The sequence below is a fragment of the Arthrobacter sp. NPDC093125 genome (genome assembly GCF_044754225.1).
Lineage (GTDB): Bacteria > Actinomycetota > Actinomycetes > Actinomycetales > Micrococcaceae > Arthrobacter.
This window is the reverse complement of sequence record NZ_JBIVOQ010000005.1, coordinates 20,298-37,334: the sequence shown is the minus strand read 5'-3', so window position 1 is coordinate 37,334 and position 17,037 is coordinate 20,298. Positions and strand designations below refer to the sequence as shown.

The 17,037-nt window shown below is 65.6% G+C and carries 17 protein-coding genes and 2 tRNA genes; 8 read left to right on the top strand and 11 right to left on the bottom strand.

The window, feature by feature from the left end; all coding sequences use genetic code 11:
• Positions 1-12 precede the first annotated feature (12 nt).
• The gene (locus ACIP9X_RS11800; RefSeq protein ID WP_400479932.1) at positions 13-675 is read right to left on the bottom strand and encodes a hypothetical protein; all 663 of its coding nucleotides are present in this window, start codon (positions 673-675) and stop codon (positions 13-15) included.
• Between the two features lie 62 nt (positions 676-737).
• Here ACIP9X_RS11800 and ACIP9X_RS11795 point away from each other — a divergent pair, with 62 nt between their 5' ends.
• On the top strand, positions 738-1,709 hold the full coding sequence (locus ACIP9X_RS11795; RefSeq protein WP_400479931.1) for an acyl-CoA thioesterase: 972 nt from the start codon (positions 738-740) through the stop codon (positions 1,707-1,709).
• Positions 1,710-1,821: 112 nt separating this feature from the next.
• Here ACIP9X_RS11795 and ettA read toward each other — a convergent pair whose 3' ends face one another.
• The 3 genes from ettA to ACIP9X_RS11780 are packed head-to-tail and all read right to left on the bottom strand — an operon-like array spanning position 1,822 to position 4,771.
• Entirely contained in the window at positions 1,822-3,504 is a 1,683-nt protein-coding gene (ettA, locus tag ACIP9X_RS11790) for an energy-dependent translational throttle protein EttA (RefSeq protein WP_400479930.1), read from the bottom strand.
• Between the two features lie 45 nt (positions 3,505-3,549).
• Complete coding sequence (locus ACIP9X_RS11785) at positions 3,550-4,146, bottom strand: DUF6993 domain-containing protein (RefSeq protein WP_400479929.1); 597 nt, start codon at positions 4,144-4,146, stop codon at positions 3,550-3,552.
• Between the two features lie 55 nt (positions 4,147-4,201).
• Positions 4,202-4,771 carry a single-stranded DNA-binding protein gene (locus ACIP9X_RS11780; RefSeq protein ID WP_400479928.1) on the bottom strand — a complete coding sequence of 190 codons (570 nt, stop codon included), beginning with the start codon at positions 4,769-4,771 and terminating at the stop codon, positions 4,202-4,204.
• Between the two features lie 181 nt (positions 4,772-4,952).
• On the opposite strand from ACIP9X_RS11780, the gene ACIP9X_RS11775 reads away from it, so the two are divergent.
• Positions 4,953-5,025: transfer RNA gene (locus ACIP9X_RS11775), tRNA-Arg, on the top strand.
• Positions 5,026-5,144: 119 nt separating this feature from the next.
• Here ACIP9X_RS11775 and ACIP9X_RS11770 read toward each other — a convergent pair.
• On the bottom strand, positions 5,145-6,089 hold the full coding sequence (locus ACIP9X_RS11770; protein WP_400479927.1) for a metallophosphoesterase family protein: 945 nt from the start codon (positions 6,087-6,089) through the stop codon (positions 5,145-5,147).
• A gap of 427 nt (positions 6,090-6,516) precedes the next feature.
• Between ACIP9X_RS11770 and ACIP9X_RS11765 the strand changes: the two genes are divergently transcribed.
• Positions 6,517-6,978, top strand: a complete 462-nt coding sequence (locus tag ACIP9X_RS11765; RefSeq protein WP_400479926.1) for a DUF1049 domain-containing protein — start codon at positions 6,517-6,519, stop codon at positions 6,976-6,978.
• A 120-nt stretch (positions 6,979-7,098) separates the two neighbouring features.
• On the opposite strand, the gene ACIP9X_RS11760 is transcribed toward ACIP9X_RS11765, so the two are convergent.
• From ACIP9X_RS11760 to ACIP9X_RS11750, 3 genes are read right to left on the bottom strand one after another with little or no spacing between them, the layout of a single operon-like run.
• A complete protein-coding gene (locus tag ACIP9X_RS11760) occupies positions 7,099-7,938 on the bottom strand; it encodes a sugar phosphate isomerase/epimerase family protein (protein ID WP_400479925.1) in 840 nt (279 codons plus the stop codon).
• On the bottom strand, positions 7,935-9,149 hold the full coding sequence (locus ACIP9X_RS11755) for a dihydrodipicolinate synthase family protein (protein ID WP_400479924.1): 1,215 nt from the start codon (positions 9,147-9,149) through the stop codon (positions 7,935-7,937). The genes ACIP9X_RS11760 and ACIP9X_RS11755 overlap by 4 nt, the downstream gene beginning before the upstream one ends.
• Complete coding sequence (locus ACIP9X_RS11750) at positions 9,149-10,318, bottom strand: Gfo/Idh/MocA family protein (RefSeq protein WP_400479923.1); 1,170 nt, start codon at positions 10,316-10,318, stop codon at positions 9,149-9,151. Before ACIP9X_RS11750 ends, ACIP9X_RS11755 begins: the two co-directional genes overlap by 1 nt.
• A 203-nt stretch (positions 10,319-10,521) precedes the next feature.
• On the opposite strand from ACIP9X_RS11750, the gene ACIP9X_RS11745 reads away from it, so the two are divergent.
• Positions 10,522-11,616, top strand: coding sequence for a LacI family DNA-binding transcriptional regulator (locus tag ACIP9X_RS11745; protein WP_400479922.1), 1,095 nt, complete (start codon positions 10,522-10,524; stop codon positions 11,614-11,616).
• Positions 11,617-11,772: 156 nt separating this feature from the next.
• Positions 11,773-12,486 carry a DNA alkylation repair protein gene (locus ACIP9X_RS11740; protein WP_400480150.1) on the top strand — a complete coding sequence of 238 codons (714 nt, stop codon included), beginning with the start codon at positions 11,773-11,775 and terminating at the stop codon, positions 12,484-12,486.
• On the opposite strand, the gene mptB is transcribed toward ACIP9X_RS11740, so the two are convergent.
• Complete coding sequence (gene mptB / locus ACIP9X_RS11735) at positions 12,451-14,007, bottom strand: polyprenol phosphomannose-dependent alpha 1,6 mannosyltransferase MptB (protein ID WP_400479921.1); 1,557 nt, start codon at positions 14,005-14,007, stop codon at positions 12,451-12,453. The genes ACIP9X_RS11740 and mptB overlap by 36 nt on opposite strands.
• A 198-nt stretch (positions 14,008-14,205) precedes the next feature.
• On the opposite strand from mptB, the gene orn reads away from it, so the two are divergent.
• The 3 genes from orn (at position 14,206) to def (ending at position 15,777) form a co-directional block, all read left to right on the top strand.
• Entirely contained in the window at positions 14,206-14,859 is a 654-nt protein-coding gene (gene orn / locus ACIP9X_RS11730; RefSeq protein WP_400480149.1) for an oligoribonuclease, read from the top strand.
• A 147-nt stretch (positions 14,860-15,006) separates the two neighbouring features.
• Positions 15,007-15,079, top strand: a tRNA-His gene (locus ACIP9X_RS11725).
• A gap of 125 nt (positions 15,080-15,204) precedes the next feature.
• Positions 15,205-15,777, top strand: coding sequence for a peptide deformylase (gene def / locus ACIP9X_RS11720; RefSeq protein ID WP_400479920.1), 573 nt, complete (start codon positions 15,205-15,207; stop codon positions 15,775-15,777).
• Positions 15,778-15,847: 70 nt separating this feature from the next.
• Here def and ACIP9X_RS11715 read toward each other — a convergent pair whose 3' ends face one another.
• Positions 15,848-16,645 (bottom strand): HNH endonuclease family protein, encoded by a 798-nt coding sequence (locus ACIP9X_RS11715; protein WP_400479919.1) that lies wholly within the window; start codon positions 16,643-16,645, stop codon positions 15,848-15,850.
• Between the two features lie 115 nt (positions 16,646-16,760).
• Positions 16,761-16,970: a hypothetical protein gene (locus ACIP9X_RS11710; protein ID WP_400479918.1), complete on the bottom strand. Its 210-nt coding sequence runs from the start codon at positions 16,968-16,970 to the stop codon at positions 16,761-16,763.
• Positions 16,971-17,037 lie beyond the last annotated feature (67 nt).

Below are 17,037 nucleotides of genomic sequence, written 5' to 3'. Positions count from 1 at the left end.
GGACCAGTTTCGCTAAGGCAGGCCGGCGCCTGTCCTGGCCAGGACGTGCCCGCGGCTGCCGCTGAGGCGGAACCACCGGCCGGCCCGGTACAGCCGCTGCTCGTCATCGCCCAGGAAGCCGAGCGCGAGGGCTGCGAAGGCGGCACCGGCGGGCAGCCCGGAGCGGCCTTCAAGTTCCCGTCCCCATACTGCGGCGCGGGCGTTGTTCACGATCAATGCGCCCGGCTTGTCCGGCACAATGCCCGCCACCTCCGAAATGCCGGCCTCGGCGGCCTGCCGCAGCTCGTCATCGGGAACGGAGCCGATCAGCTCCCAGCCGCCCCGCGGCGCTCCAACGCCCGCCCATGATTCGGTGACGGTCGACGGCGGAACCGGCAGCTCGGCGTCGTTCTCGCCAGCCCGGGCGAGCCGGTCCAGGACGGCCGCCAGAGGCACCGTGACGTCGACCGATGACGGTTCGGCAAGGCCCATGGTCCGCAGGCCGAGGATGGTGGGCGTGGACTCCCCCAGGATCCGGGGTCGAAGGACGCAGACGTAGGCGGCCAGGACCGGCCCTGCGGCCTGGAGCCGGATGGCGCCGTCGTCGATGGATTTGGCGCGCGTGGCGAAGGTGCGCAGGTCGGCCAGATCGCGGGGGTCTGCGAAGCGGAAGGACTGGGTGAGGAGATCAGACACATCTAGAACACTACCGGGTGGGTCCGGTTGAGCGCTGCCGGGGCGACGTCTAGAGTCAAACCATGACTGAAGCGGACGCCGGATTGCAGGAACTTCCCACGAATGACCCCACTACTTCACTGATCGAACTGCTTAATCTTGGTGAGCTTGAGGGCGCCCGCACGGACGAAGACATCTTCATGGGCCCGTCCCAGCGGCAGCCGCACCAGCGGGTGTTCGGCGGCCAGGTGCTGGCCCAGTCCCTCATTGCGGGAATGCGCACCGTCGATCCGGACCGTCCGGTGCATTCGATGCACGGCTACTTCCTCCGTCCCGGCGACGCCGACAAGCCCATCACCTTCGGCGTGCAGCGGCTGCGCGACGGCCGGTCCTTTTCGGCACGGCGGGTGCACGCCTACCAGGAAGGGACGCCGATCCTGTCCATGATTGCCTCGTTCCAGGCGGAGGACGAAGGCGTCGAACACCAGTCGGACATGCCGCCGGGGATTCCGGATCCTGAATCGCTGCCCAGCACCGCCGACCTGCTGGGGAAGTTCGACCATCCTGTGGCGCGGCACTGGGCCTACGAGCGGCCCTTTGACATCCGCCACGTGGACCCGGCCCTGTACGTCGCGGCCACCGGCAAAAAGGAAGCCCGCAACGCTGTGTGGATGAAGACCTTTGGCCCCCTGCCGGACGACGCCAACCTCCACCGTGCAGCCCTGGCCTACGCCAGCGACTACACGCTGCTCGAATCAATTCTGCGCAAGCACGGGCTGAGCTGGATCACGCCCGGGATGAGCGTGGCCAGCCTGGACCACGCCATGTGGTGGCACCGGCCGGTGCGGGTGGATGAGTGGCTGCTCTATGTCCAGGAATCGCCCAGCGCCCAGGGAGCGCGGGGGCTGGCCACCGGCAAGATTTTCAACCGCGACGGACAGCACGTCGCTTCCGTGGCCCAGGAAGGCATGGTCCGCGTGCCGACCGACCTGAAGAGCAAGGTGGCCGGGGCTTTCCAGTCCAAGGTCCTGCAGCATCAGATGCGCAGGGGCTGAGCAGCCCCGGCATCCCCGGGCCCGGCGCCCCGTGTTGGCCCGGGCACGCGAAAGGCCGGTTCCGTTCGGAACCGGCCTTTGCCGTTGGAGCCTAGTGGTGCAGGCTCATGACCTAGTCGCGGGTCAGGCGGCGGTGCGTGACTCGGTGCGGTTTCGCGGCGTCGGGGCCGAGGCGCTCCACCTTGTTCTCCTCGTAGGATTCAAAGTTGCCCTCGAACCAGTACCACTTCGACGGGTTCTCGTCGTCGCCTTCGTAGGCCAGGATGTGGGTGGCGACCCGGTCCAGGAACCAGCGGTCGTGCGAAACCACCACGGCGCAGCCCGGGAATTCGAGCAGGGCGTTTTCGAGGCTGCTGAGGGTCTCGACGTCGAGGTCGTTGGTCGGTTCGTCGAGGAGCAGCAGGTTTCCGCCCTGCTTGAGGGTCAGCGCGAGGTTCAGGCGGTTGCGCTCACCGCCGGAGAGGACACCCGCCTTCTTCTGCTGGTCCGGGCCCTTGAAGCCGAAGGCGGCGACGTAGGCGCGGGACGGCATTTCCACGTGGCCGACCTGGATGAAGTCCAGCCCGTCGGACACGACCTCCCACAGGGTCTTGTTGGGGTCGATGCCGCCGCGGCTCTGGTCCGCGTAGGAGATCTTGACGGAGTCGCCGATCTTCAGCTCGCCGCCGTCGAGCGGCTCGAGGCCGACGATGGTCTTGAACAGGGTGGACTTACCCACACCGTTCGGGCCGATGACGCCGACAATGCCGTTGCGGGGCAGGGAGAAGGACAGCCCGTCGATCAGGACACGGTCATCGAAGCCCTTCTGCAGGTTCTTGGCTTCCAGGACCAGCCCGCCCAGGCGCGGTCCCGGCGGGATCTGGATTTCCTCGAAGTCCAGCTTCCTGGTGCGGTCGGCCTCTGCGGCCATCTCCTCGTAGCGGGCCAGACGGGCCTTTGACTTGGTCTGGCGGCCCTTGGCGTTGGAGCGCACCCATTCCAGTTCCTCGGAGAGACGCTTGGCCTGCTTGGCGTCCTTCTTGCCCTGGATCTCGAGGCGGGCGCGCTTCTTCTCCAGGTAGGTGGAGTAGTTGCCCTCATACGGGTACAGGTGTCCGCGGTCGACTTCTGCAATCCACTCGGCCACGTGGTCAAGGAAGTACCGGTCGTGGGTGACGGCCAGGACTGCTCCGGCGTAGGTGGACAGGTGCTGTTCCAGCCACAGCACGCTCTCGGCGTCGAGGTGGTTGGTGGGTTCGTCGAGGAGCAGGAGGTCCGGCTTCTGCAGGAGCAGTTTGCAGAGCGCCACACGGCGGCGCTCACCGCCGGACAGCAGCGTGACATCGGCATCGGCAGGCGGGCAGCGGAGGGCGTCCATGGCCTGCTCGAGCTGGGAATCAAGGTCCCAGGCGTCGGCGGCGTCAATGGCTTCCTGGAGGTGACCCATCTCCTCCAGCAGGGCGTCGTAGTCGGCGTCCGGGCTGGCCATCTCCTCGGAGATTTCGTTGAACCGCTGGATCTTGCCGTAGATCTCGCCGACGCCTTCCTGGACGTTGCCCAGGACGGTCTTTTCCTCGTTCAGCGGCGGCTCCTGGAGCAGGATGCCGACGGTGTAGCCCGGGCTCAGGCGCGCCTCACCGTTTGAGGGGGTGTCCAGCCCGGCCATGATCTTGAGGATGGTGGACTTACCGGCACCGTTGGGGCCAACCACGCCGATCTTGGCACCCGGGAAGAACGACATGCTGACGTCGTCAAGAATAAGTTTTTCGCCAACAGCCTTACGGGCCTTGGTCATTGTGTAGATAAATTCCGCCATGGTTCCAAATCTAGTGGGTTGGCGGTGATATCTCACATTCCGGGCTCAGCCGGCGGCTCCCACGAAGCACTTCCCGCTCGCGAGGACGGGCAGAACGGTCACGGTTACCTTGCCATCACGGATCTGGCCTATGACGCATTCCCTGCCCTGGACTGCTGCGGCTTCGACGGAATCGACGTCCAGCCCTGTCGGGGTCCGGCTGGCAGAGACCTCAAGGGTGGCGGCAGGGAATCCGGCCGCAGTCAGTGCCTGCGTGATCTGCTCGGTTCCAGGCTTCGGGGTACCCGAGACGACAGCTCCCAGCGCGTCGGTCATCTTCCTTTGGGCCGTGGCCAGCGGCCCTCCCGCTGCCGCAGACGGGGTTGCCCCTGCTGTTAAGGCTGCCGCGCCCGGGGGCGTACCGGACTGAACTGCTGCTGCGGACGAAACTGCCCCCGTGGACCGCTCCTGTCCGGCATTCGCACTAGCACCCGCTCCTGGCTCGGGGGAAGCTCCGGAACTGCATGCTGCCAAGCCCGCGAGCAGCAGCCCTGCGGCTACAACGCCGAGGGAGATCCTGCCGGTACGGAAACGGGCTGAGCCCCGGGAACTGCCGGCGTCGGGAACGGCCTTGGACGTAGGGGATGCCTCGGGTGGGGTCACGCTGCCATTCTGCCATGCGGCACCGCAGGGGGTACGGTGCCGCACGTCCCGGCGGTCAGACTGCAGCTCCGGTGAGCTCCCCCGTGTCGGAGTCGAGCTGGAGGGTTTCACCGGTTGTGTCGTCAACGAAGACGCTGGCCGCAGAGTCGTCGTCGGCCCCTTCGTCGTTATCCGGCGGGTCATCGCCGTCCGGCGGGCCCGGCTCGAAATTGTGGCCTCCGTTGCCCTCCTCGGCCGCGCCCGCCGCAAGAACCGGCTGGCTCCCGTTGCCGGCGTTCCGCGTGAAATTCGCGGAACCCCACATCAGGTCGTGCCCAATTGATTCGGCGTCGATCTCTACAGCGTGGTAAATCCTGCCCTCCTTTTCCCAGCTGCGCAGCTTCAGCCGTCCGACGATGATGACGCGCTGTCCCTTCTTGACGCTGCAACCCATGTTTCCGGCCAGCTGCCGGTAACCCTGGACGGTGAACCAGTTGGTGTGGCCGTCCGCCCACGTGTTACTGGCGCGGTCGTAGCGGCGCTGGGTGGACCCGAGGCGGAAGGAGGCGGTGGCGACGCCGCCGGGTGTGGTGGAGCTCTTGATCTCCGTGGCCACGAAGCCCCGGACCGTAATGTTGTCACTCATCTTGGTGTCCTGTCTCGAAGTGTCTTGCCCTAGCAGGCACTTCCAGCATCAACCGCCGACGCGGCCACCGGGAGGTACGCAGTGCTGTATGTGGATAACCGAAACCTTCCGTTTGGTGCCGCCGTCGGGCCAGCAGGCAATGTAGACTTTTTGAGGCACCCGGAAAGCCGGGAAACCAGTTGCCTCAGTAGCTCAGGGGATAGAGCAGCGGCCTTCTAATCCGCCGGTCGGGGGTTCGATTCCCTCCTGGGGCACGGCCAAAAGCGGCTCTGACCTGCACAAACGCTGGTCAGGGCCGCTGCCGTGTTGTAAGGGAAGCGCTGCATCCACCGCTCTTACCCAGGGGGCTGGGAGGGCTTGGCGGTGGCTTCAATTACGGCGCGGAACGCGTACCTGCGTCCGTGCCCGGTCCCGACGTTGCAACGAACTTCCAGTCGAAGGACCCGTTGCCTCGGAGGGTCAGCCGAAGGAACCCGTGAGTGTTGCTGAACCGCTTCACGATGTACGACGGACTGCTGGTGAAGGAGCGGAGACCGATACCGCCCGTGGAAACCTGGAAGGCGGTCATCCCGTCACTGACGCACTGGTCAGCGTTGTTCACCGGACATGACCGTTCGTAGTTGTGTTGCGACCCTGACAGGGTCAGGCGGACCCGGTGCTTCCACATCACGTCGATCCACGGCTTGTGGTTAGTGGCCCGCTTATGTTCCTTCGTGTTTGACGTGAAGTACGGTTCGTGGTGCACGACTGCCAGGTGCTTGCCCGCCGCCTTGGCGGCAGCGAGGTCGTTGTCCAGCCACGTCGTCAACGCCCGAGCCTCCGAGGGGTTGTACCGCCAGTGCGCGGACGACAGGAACGCGAAGTGCCAGTTGCCGAAGTCCTTCGAATACGGTTTCCCGTTCCCGATAAACCCTCGCTGCTGGTTGATTGCAGCCTTCGCCGGGGCCCCCTTGCATTGGCCATTCATGAAGTTGTCGAGGTCTTCGTTGCGGCCGGGTTGCCAGTCGTGGTTGGGGGCGGACACCCAGTACAACTTGGGCTTCGTGCCACCCCACAGCGGCGTCCAGTACTTCACGTAGTCAGCACAGTACGCGGTGTCGTACTGGAAGTCCCCGAGCCCCAGGAACGCGTCAATTTCGTTGTTCTTCACGAGACGGGTGATCGCCGCACCGTTCCGACCGGACGGGCTATCAGGCTCATAGGTCTTGGGCCCGTTCATGTCACCGACAGCAGCGATCCGGACATCGCCCGCAGCGGCCGCGGGCTTGCTGGGGGACGGTGGCGTACCCGTCGCGAGAGTCGTAGTTGGCTGCGGCACTCCCTGAGGAGTATTCCCGCCGCCGATAGCAAGTGACGCGGCCAAAAGGCCAGCGACGCCCAAGAGGAGAGCGGACGTTCCAGCGATAACACGATTGCGGCGCATGGGGTTCGCCTCCCTTCGTGGGGCCGATGTGCACTACTGCGGGCAAATTCGGGGTACTCCCTTATGTCTACTTCCGAGTCTAGAACAACCCCGGGACGATCACAGGACATTCCGGTTCCGGTCAGCGCGCACGGGACCGCCACACTGTTACGTCCAGCCGCTGCCGCAGGACGCCGCGCACCGGACTAATGCAAAGCATGCTTACTAACTTGCGGAAATTTGCATAGGATCGATATGTAGGACCCGGCAGACTGATGCCCACGTTCACCGGGCCTTGGACGCCCGCACCCGCGGAAACAACAAGTGGTAAGGAGTCACCGACATGGCGCAGAGTGGATCCGAGCGGGACCCGTTGGAGCAGGACCGGCCGGGACGGCCGGCTCCGGATTCAACCCCTGGCCATCCCCCGCCCGCTAATGGCCCCCGTTCGGCCGGCAGTGAAGGGCAGCCAAGGCCCGGCACGGCGGCGCTGCCGGACTACGACGCCACCTCCCGCCCACCCGCCGGAGAGACACGGCGCCCTGTCACGCGGGCGGGCATGATCTGGGCGGCAGTCGCGTCCGCCCTGGTCGTGCTCGTGCTGCTGATCATCTTCATCCTGCAGAACCAGGTACTGGTGCAGGTCAAGTTCTTCGGCTTGGAAGGCGTCGTGGCCCTCGGCCTCGCCCTGTTCATCGCGGCAGTCGCAGGCGGCGTGCTGGTGGCCATGGCCGGGGCGGCGCGGATCATCCAGCTCCGTGCGGCAGATCACCGGCGTCGTGTTGCCGAGACGCGCAGGCGCTGAGATAGCAGTACAGCGCCGGCACCGGATGATCCGGTGCCGGCGCTGTTCTTTGGTTGCGGCGCATACAACCGACGCGGTATCCAGGGCCCCCCGGCCGACACCGCCTCAGTGAAGCACCGCTCAGGCGAAGGGCAGCACGAGTTCCGCGTACCGCTCCTTCACAGTTTCGAGGACGGCGTTACCGTCGGTTTCCCAGATCTGCTGGTTGAAGATCTCAACCTCAATGTCGCCGGTGTAGCCGGCGTCCCGGACCCAGGTGCCGATCGTCGCGAAGTCGATGACGCCGTCGCCCATCATGCCGCGGGACAGCAGCGCGTCCGCGGCGATCGGCAGATTGAAGTCGCACACCTGGTAGGAGGCAATGCGGTTTTCGCGTCCGGCCCGTTCAATCTGCGCCCTCAGCTCCGGATCCCACCACACGTGGAAGGTGTCGACGGCGACGCCCACCGCCGTGGAATCGTACGGCGATGCCAGGTCGAGGGCCTGCCCGAGCGTGGAGATCAGGGCGCGGTCCGCCGCGTACATGGGGTGCAGCGGTTCGAGCACCAGCCGGACACCGTGCTCGACGGCGAACGGCACCAGGTCCTCCAGCCGGTCGGCCACGCGCCGGCGGGCGGCCACCACGTCCTTCTCCCCCGGCGCCAGGCCGCCCACCACGAGGAACAGTTCCGAGGTTTCGAGGGCCACCGCCTCGAGGACAGCGGCCCGGTTGTCCGCGAGCGCCGCTGACTGGCCCTCGGGATAGGGAGCGGTGAGGAAGCCGCCGCGGCACAGCGAGGACACTCGCAGTCCTGCGTCCTTGATGAGCCGCGCAGCCTTGTCAAGACCGGCATCGGCCACAATGTCCCGCCATGGGCCGATGGCCGGGATCCCCGCCTGTACACATCCTCCGACGGCTTCGGCCAGTGTCCATTTCTTGGTGGTGGCGCTGTTCAGTGACAGCCGTGAGTAGTCGCTCATACTCCCACCCCGTTGATCCGCAGGTAGTCGGACATCCGGAAGGCCGCCAGGGCGGGATCCTTCAGGAGGCCGGCCTGGTCTGCGAGTTCGAAGGTCCTGGCGAGATGCACCACCGAGCGGCCGGAGTGCAGGCCGCCGACCATCTGGAGCCCCGGCTGCTTGCCGTTGAGCCAGGACAGGAACGCGATGCCTGTCTTGTAGTAGAACGTCGGGGCACTGAAGATGTGCCTGCCGAGTTCCCGGGTGGAGTCCAGGATGGCCCGCCCCTTGGCGGCGTCGCCGGCGTCGTAGCTTTGAAGGGCAGCCGACGCTGCCGGATAGATGGCGGCGAAGATGCCCAGGAGGGCGTCCGAATGCCTGGTGCCGTCGCCGTCGATCAGTTCCGGGTAGTTGAAGTCGTCCCCGGTGTAGAGGCGGACACCTGCCGGAAGCGCCGCGCGCAGGGCAACCTCGTGGTCTGCATCCAGCAGCGATACCTTGACCCCGTCGACTATGTCCGCATGCTCACGGATAAGCGACAGGAACGTCTCGGTGGCAACGGAGACATCGTGGGAACCCCAGTACCCGGCCAGGGCCGGATCGAACATGGTGCCGAGCCAGTGCAGGATGACAGGCTGGTCCGCTTCCCGCAGCAGGGTCGAGTAGACGTGCAGGTAGTCATCGGCTCCGGCGGCCACCTTTGCGAGGGCGCGGGACGCCATCAGGATGACCTTCGGCCCTGCTTCGCTCACGACGGCGGCCTGCTCGCGGTAGGCGTTCAGAACAGCTTCGATCCCCGCACCGCCGGAGGGAAGCGCAGCAAGATCGAGCTGGTCCGTTCCCGCGCCGCACGACACAAGGTCACGGACCGATTTCCCGGCCGTGGCGGTGCCGCCGGCGGAAACAACGGATGCGGCCTCCGCGCCGGTGCGCTTAATGAGCTGCTGAGTGGCATCCCAGTCCAGGCCCATGCCGCGCTGTGCAGTGTCCATGGCGTCTGCAACCCCAAGACCGTAGGACCACAGCTCATGGCGGTAGGCGAGGGTTGCTTCCCAGTCCAGCCTGGCCGGGGCCCCGGGGGTGTTTTCGGCAGTGACCTCGGGAACGACATGGGCTGCGGCGTAGGCACGCCGTGACGTGATGGGAGCGGCAGGTCTGGCCCAGGAGGGTGCCGCCTGCAGGCGGTACTCGCGGGTGCCGCCGTCGAAAGTGGGAAGGATCAGGGACGTCATCAGAGCGTAATCTCCGGAATGTCGATGGTGCGCCGCTCGTCATTCGACTGCAGGCCGAGCTCGGCAAGCTGGACCCCGCGGGCGGCGGACAGCAGGCCGAAGCGGTGCTCGCGGCCGGCTACGACGTCGCGCAGGAATTCCTCCCACTGCAGCTTGAAGCCGTTGTCCAGCTCCGCGTTGGCAGGAACCTCCTGCCACTGGCTGCGGAAGGACTCCGTAACCGGAAGGTCAGGGTTCCAGACGGGCTTCGGCGTGTGGGCGCGCTGCTGTGCCACGCACTTGTTCAGGCCGGCGACGGCGGAACCGTGGGTTCCGTCGATCTGGAACTCCACGAGTTCGTCCCGGTAGACGCGGACCGCCCAGGAGGAGTTGATCTGGCCGATTACGGGATCCCCCGCCGGGGTCTCCAGTTCGAAGATGCCGTAGGACGCGTCATCGGCCGTGGCCTCGTACGCCTTGCCGATCTCGTCCCACCGGGTAGGGATGTGGGTGACGGTCTTGGCGTTGACGCTGGTGACCTTGCCGATGATCCCTTCCAGAACGTAGTTCCAGTGGCAGAACATGTCGGTGGTCATGCCGCCGCCGTCTTCCTTGCGGTAGTTCCAGGAGGGCCGCTGGGCTGCCTGGACATCGCCTTCGAATACCCAGTAGCCGAATTCGCCGCGGATGGAGAGGATGCGGCCGAAGAATCCTTCGTCAACGAGCCGGCGCAGCTTGACGAGGCCGGGCAGGTACAGCTTGTCGTGGACCACACCCGCCGTCACGCCGGCTTCCTTGCCGATGCGCGCCAGCTCGATCGCTTCCTCCAGCGTCTCGGCCGTGGGCTTTTCCGTGAAGATGTGCTTGCCCGCCGACATGGCCTTCTTAAGCGTCGCAGCGCGCAGGCTGGTCATGGACGCATCAAACACGACGTCGACCGTCGGGTCGTTGATCACCGCGTCCAGGTCGGTGGTCCACTCGGAAACCTTGTGCATCTCAGCCAGTTCCCGGATCTTCGCCTCGTTGCGTCCGACCAGGATCGGCTCGACCTGAACTTTCGTGCCGTCTTCGAGTGTAAAGCCGCCGTTGTCGCGGATGGGGAGGATGGAACGGAGCAGGTGCTGGCGGTAACCCATTCGTCCGGTGATGCCGTTCATGGCGATGCGGATCGTCTTTGTTTCGAAACCCATGTGTCCTCTTCGGATAGTGGTGAAGCCCGAGTAATCGGGAAACGCTGATCGGGAAAGCAATCTCGGGAAAGCGCATTCCCGCTGCACCCATCATGCACAGCAGAAGCACGAGTTGGCAAGCGCTTTCCCCTCATCGTTTGAACTGCAATAATGTCTACATCGGCGAAGTTGCCGCATCTGGGGCCGTTGAACAGGAGAAATTAGTGGCTGCAAGCACGCTGACCGAAGTGGCCCGGCTGGCTGGGGTATCCCCCGCTACCGCATCCCGCGTCCTCAACGGCTCCGCCCGGACCCCCGGCCCGGACATTGCTGAGCGCGTCAGAAAGGCCGCTGAATCGCTGGGCTACATCCCGAACGCCCAGGCCCAGGGCTTGGCGAAATCGAGCTCCGGCCTGATCGGGCTGATCGTCCACGATATTGCTGACCCCTACTTTTCGGCCATCGCCCGGGGCGTCCAGGCGGCTGCGCGGGAGCAGCACAAGATGCTCCTGCTGGCCACCACCGGCGGGACGCCGGAAGAAGAGCGTGCCGCCGTCTCGGCCTTCGCAGCGCGCCGGACCGACTCGATCGTCATCGCGGGTTCCCGCTCCACCCGGGTCCAGGACCAGGAAGGCAATGCGGGGCTTGCCGCCGAGCTTGACCGGTATTGCCGCAACGGCGGCCGCGTGGGCGTCGTAGGGCACCCCATCGTCGGCGCTTCAGAGCCCGAGGGATACCACGTGGTCCGCGTACCCAACGGGGACCTTGCCGCGGACCTGGCCCGCAACCTTGCCCGGTCCCACTCGGGCGACTTTGTGATTATCGGCGGCCCGGAGGGGCTGCTCACGTCGGATGACCGGGTGCGGGGCTTTCAGCGCGGCCTGGAGGAAGCCGGGCTGCCGCAGGCGGAAGTCCTCCGCGCGGGGTTCAACCGCTCCGGCGGCTACGAGGCAGGACTTGAGCTTGCCGGCCGCATCTCCTCCGGCCGTGCTGCAGGCTCCGGAGCCCGGCGGCTCTGCATCTTCGCCGTCAATGACGTGATGGCGATCGGTGCCGCGGCAGCAGTCCGTTCGAACGGCCTGCGGATTCCCAGGGATGCTTCCATCGCGGGATTCGACGACATCGAAACTCTGCGCGACTTCCGGCCTGCCCTGTCCACCGTTTGGCTCCCGCTGGAGGAGATGGGTCGGCTGGCGGTGCCGTCCCAGGCTGGCGGTACGGGCGAAAACCGGCAGTCCGACGGCGGCAGTTCAGTTCCGGTCACGGGCAAGGTCATGCTTCGCCGCAGCACCGAGGCCGTGACGGAGGCTGCGGCGTAGCCCGCTGGGGAAGCCCCGTCCTGCAGCCGGTACCCGCCGGGGATGCCGTGGACAACCGCGTCATTCACGCTGGCGCAGAAGACTCCCGGGAACGGCACGAACGCCCGGAGCGGTGCGTCCGGCGCGGCCATCGGTTCCGGCGGCTATGTTGGCTGCATGGCGAATGAGGAGGTCCTGGCCGCGATCCGCGCGTCCCTCCGTTCTTTGCGGGACCCTGTCCGGGGCGCAGCGGCGCAGGCCTACCTGAAGTCGTCCATGCCTTCCCTGGGCGTGCGCGTGCCTGAGGTGCGCCGGATCGCCAGGACCGCTGCGGCGAATCATCCTTTTGGTTCCGCCGCCGAACTGCGGGCCACGGTGCTCGACCTCTGGCGCGGGGCCGAGTTCCGCGAAGAACGCTATGCGGCCATCGACCTCACCGGGCTGCGGATGGCGGCCGGGGACCTCCGGATGCTGCCGCTCTATGAGGAGATCATCCGCACCGGCGCGTCCTGGGACCTGGTGGACGGGGTGGCCCACCGCATCTGCGCCTTGCTTCAGGAGCACCGGCAGGAACTCACGCCTGTGCTGCTCACGTGGAGCAGCCACGAGGACTTCTGGTTCAGGCGGGCGTCTATCACTGCCCAATTGGCGGCGAAGTCCAGCACCGACACAGCCCTGCTCGCGCGGGTCATCGAAACGAACATGGGCGACAAGGAGTTTTTCATCAGGAAGGCCATTGGCTGGTCCCTGCGGGAATACGCCAAGACGGATCCTGACTGGGTGAGGGATTTCGTCAAGCACCACGACCGGTCCCTCAGCCCGCTGTCCCGCAGGGAAGCCCTCAAGAACCTCCGGTCAGATGACGGGACGGGTGGTGACCGGCTGGTCTGACTTGCTGAACAGCATCTTGGTCCTGGGATCCAGAAAGATCAGGTATAGGGCGAACAGCAGGGCGATGATGGCGGCCGCGTTCCGAGCCAGTGCAAGGGCGAGCCCGAGGTCCTCGGACTGGAGGTAGGGGAACACCTCCAGCTGGTCGGAAATGGCGTACACCATGAAGAAGGACACGATGAAGTAGAGCGCCTTGACCTGCCAGTCGTCCCGGATGCCGGTCACCGCAAACAGCGGGATCAGCCACACGACGTACCAGGACTGGATCATCGGAGCGAGCACCACGACGGCGGCAAAAGCCAGCGTCAGCCGGCGCATGATCCGGTCGTGGTCACCCTTGAAGATCTGCCACGCCACGATCCCGACGGCGAGCAGCTTGCCGGCGTCATAAACCCATTTGGCCAGGCCCCAGCCGTCCAGGCTGAAGGCATTGGCGATGGAGGCAACCACCAGCCCGAGCAGCCCCACCGGCGCGTACCAGATCCAGACGCTGCCGGGAGCCGAGAGCCCGTTGATCCAGCCGAAGCCAAAGCCGTTCACCAGGCTCATGGCGTACAGCAGGGCAAAGCTAAGTCCGGCGGTCATGCCCCAGAAAACGAACTTTCGCATCCACCCCGCATCCTTGCCGGCCCACAGCAGCCCGATAAACGGCAGGAACACCACGGTGATGGGCTTGACGGAGATGGACAGGGTAACGAGCACTATTCCCAGGAGCACGCGGCGCGTGGCGCTGTAGTAGAGCCCGGCGAGGGCGAGTCCGATCATGAGTGCGTCGTTGTGGACACTCGCGATGAAGTTCGTCAGGAAGAGCGGGTTGGCGGCGGTGAGCCACAGCGCCCGGTGCGGGTTGACGCCGTGAAGCTCCGCGAGCTTGGGCACGTAGATGATGCAGAGGACCACGCCCACCAGGGCGGCCAGCCGGAAGAGCATGATGCTCGCCTCGGGGTGGACGTTCGTGGACCAGACAACGAGCTGTTCGATCCACAGAAAGAGCTGCCCGTAAGGCACGGGCGCCTCGGTCCACATCTTGTCCGCGCCGAGCTGGAAGTAGTTGGAGAGCGCCGAGATGCCGTTCTCGTAGGGGTTGAATCCCTCCACCATCAGACGGCCCTGCCCGATGTAGGCATACACATCGCGGCTGAAGAGCGGAACCGTGAACATCATGGGCAGGCCCCAGGCAGCTACTGCCTGGAGGGTGGCCTTGCGGGCAGCCGGGCCCCAGACGCGGACGCGCTGCCCGAGCCGCAGCCACGCCCGCACCAGCAGCATGCCGCCGACTGCGATGAGCACGATGGAAAGGGCAACCCCAACGGCCTCGGTGCGCATCCAGATGAACAGCGGCAGCCGCCGCAGCTCGGATGCCGGGGCGAGCCAGCCGACGCCGAGCGAACCGATCACAAGGAAAAGCGAACCAACGAAACCGGAAAGGAGGGGAGACCAGGGATTGTCCACTTCCGCCAGGTCCGGGTCCGTGGAAGTGCCGGTGGCCCTCTCCTCCGTCTCGGGCACAGGCGCCGTCATCTCAGGCTTGTCCAATCTCTTGTGGGCGTGCAGCCTCTATCTGCTGCCGGATATGCCCGGCCAGAATGGAGTGCGGCGGCCGCTCCAGGCGGCGCCACGTACCCGGAAATCTTAGCACCGGACCGCTCCCCGACCACGAAACGGTAGGCTGAACGGGTGCCTATATCTAACGAACGCATCGTCTGGATCGACTGCGAAATGACCGGTCTCGACAGTGTCAACGACGCCCTGATCGAAGTCGCCGCCCTGGTGACGGATTCCGAACTGAACATCCTCGGGGACGGGGTGGACGTTGTCATCAAGCCCGACGACGCGGCCCTGGCCCAGATGAATGACTTCGTCCGGGACATGCACACCCGCTCCGGTCTCCTGAACGAGCTTCCGGCCGGCAAGACGCTCGCCGAGGCCGAGGAAGCAGTCATGGCTTACATCCGGAAGTGGGTTCCGGATGTGCGCAAGGCACCGCTGGCCGGGAACTCGGTCGGCACGGACCGGGTCTTCCTGGCCCGGGACATGCCCGCCGTCGTGGAGCACCTGCACTACAGGGTCATCGACGTAAGCACCATCAAGGAACTGGCCCGGCGCTGGTTCGCCCGCGCCTACTTCCAGGCACCGGCCAAACTCGGCGGGCACCGCGCATTGGGCGACATCAAGGACTCCATCGATGAGCTCCGCTACTACCGGGAGGCGGTCTTCGTTCCCGCTCCGGGCCCTGACAGTGCCACCGCCCAGGAGATTTCCCGGCGGATCGCCGGCCAGCCCGCAGTCATCGACCAACTGACGCAGGGCGCCGCAGGAAAGCAGGAGGCTTCCGGCGGAGCGCTGCCGGCCGAAGCGGAACCGGCTTCCTAGGGCGCCTGAGACGTAATCTGCACCACGTTTGGAGGAATTTTTGCCAAAACAGGCAAAAGTGGCAAAAGCACCCCCAAACAGCAGGTAAACTATTTGACGTTGCCTTTGCAGCCGGCGGTGAAAACCGCAGGGACTGTCAGGCACATGGTGGGCGTAGCTCAGTTGGCAGAGCGCCTGGTTGTGGTCCAGGAGGTCGCGGGTTCAACCCCCGTCGCTCACCCTCACGAAGGATGGCATGTGATGCCGTCCCATCACAAAGGCTGCACCGGATATCCGGTGCAGCCTTTGTTTGTTTCCACACCACGCCGGTCTGCGTCCGGCGAAGTACCAAAGGAACCCTCCGCCATGACTGTTCTGCCGATCACCATCTGGGGCGAGCCAGTTCTGCACCGCCGGGCCGCCGAAGTCGAAGTCTTCGACGACGAGCTCCGCCAGCTGATCGCCGACATGTTCGAAACCAACGACAAGGCAAACGGCGTCGGCCTGGCAGCGCCTCAAATCGGAGTGGGCAAGCGGATTTTCGTCTACAAATACGAAAACGAGGATGGCGCCCCACCGAGCGGCGTGCTGGTCAACCCCGTCCTCACCCTGTCCAAGGTTTCCGGGGCCCTGCCGGATCCGGACGAGGAAGTTGAGGGCTGCCTCTCCTTCCCCGGCGGCCAGTACCCCCTGAAGCGGGCCGAATGGGCGCGGGTCAAGGGGTTCGACGGGTACGGGGAACCGGTGGAGTTCGAGGCCACCGGATGGTTCGCGCGGGTGATGCAGCACGAATACGACCACCTCGACGGGAAACTGTACGTCAACCGGCTCATCGACCGCTATGCACGCAAGGCCATGAAGCAGGCCAAGAAGAGCGGCTGGGGTGTTCCCGGTCTGACCTGGATGCCGGGCGTAGATCCGGACCCTTTCGGTCACTGATACCCGGTGGCCCTCCCCCGGCTCTAAGAAGCTGCACGGGCGGGAGCCGCGGCTTACTTGGATCAATGCCCTACCGGGCGATGATGGTCTGCTGGCTTGGACAGGTGTCAAGGACACGGTCCATGGCATCCTTTTCGGCCTGCGTCACCCAGAGCCTGTACGCGGCTTTGACGGAGATCTGCCGGGCTACGTAGTGGCAGCGGAGTGCTTTGTTGCCGGGCAGCCAGCTGGCCGCGTCCGAAGCGCTCTTTTCCTGGTTTGCCGGCCCGTCGGCGGCGATGAGGTTGATCGGATCGTTGGCCAGGCTTTGACGTTCCTGGAGTGTCAGCTGCCCGGCGCCCTTCTGCCACGCGTCCCCCAGCGCCACCACATGGTCAATCTGGACCGCCTTGCTGGAGTCGGCGCCGCGCGTGAACGTGAGGCGCGCGCCGGTGTAGGGTTCGTGGAACGTCCCCGACGCGACTTTGCACCGCGAGCCTTTGGAGAAAACAACGTCGTTGAGGTCACGGCGCAGAATGTCGTTACGGGTGTCGCACCCGTTGCGGTCAGCGTCGAACCAGGCCTGGCCGAAGGCTGACCTGTCGTAGTCGTTTTTGGGCGCCCGCCCCTTAACGGGCAGGGACTCCAGCGCCGCGGCGGCACTGCCGGAGGGCACCGCCCTGGGCGGCTCCACAGGTTTCATCCAGGCGGGGTTGAGGACCGGCGCCGCGCTGGGACCTGATATCTGCGGTTCGACGGCGAGGAACTGGCCGGCCGTGAAGAACCAGATGATGCCGGCAACAAGAAAAACGCCGGTAATGGCCAGCAGGGCCCACGCCTGACGCGATCGTCTGCGGGCCCGCCGGTAACCGCTCCAGCTGACGGTCATCCGGGCCAGCTCTCAAGGGCATGTGGAGGTTGCACCCTCGAAGCCTAGGGCAGGCCTCCGACATCCGGGACGATACCCACAATGTTGAGGACAGGTGCCCTGTGCAGGAGCAGTGTTACTGCTCTCTCATGACCCGCCGCAGATCTTCATTGGCCAGTTCGAGAAGGCGCTCCAGCTGGGAGACCCGCTCTTGACCGATCTCGCCGGCGGCATGTGCTGTTTTTGCCTCGTCGAGCAGGCGCTGTGCCTCTTTTTGGTTAGCCCGCGCCACATCGAGGGCGTGTTCCAGTGTTGTCTCGTGCTGGAGTGTCCGGTCTTGTTCCATGGGACAAGTTTGGCCCCCTTTCCCGGCTGATTCCAGAGAACCAGCCGGGAATTTAGGGAGCCATGTT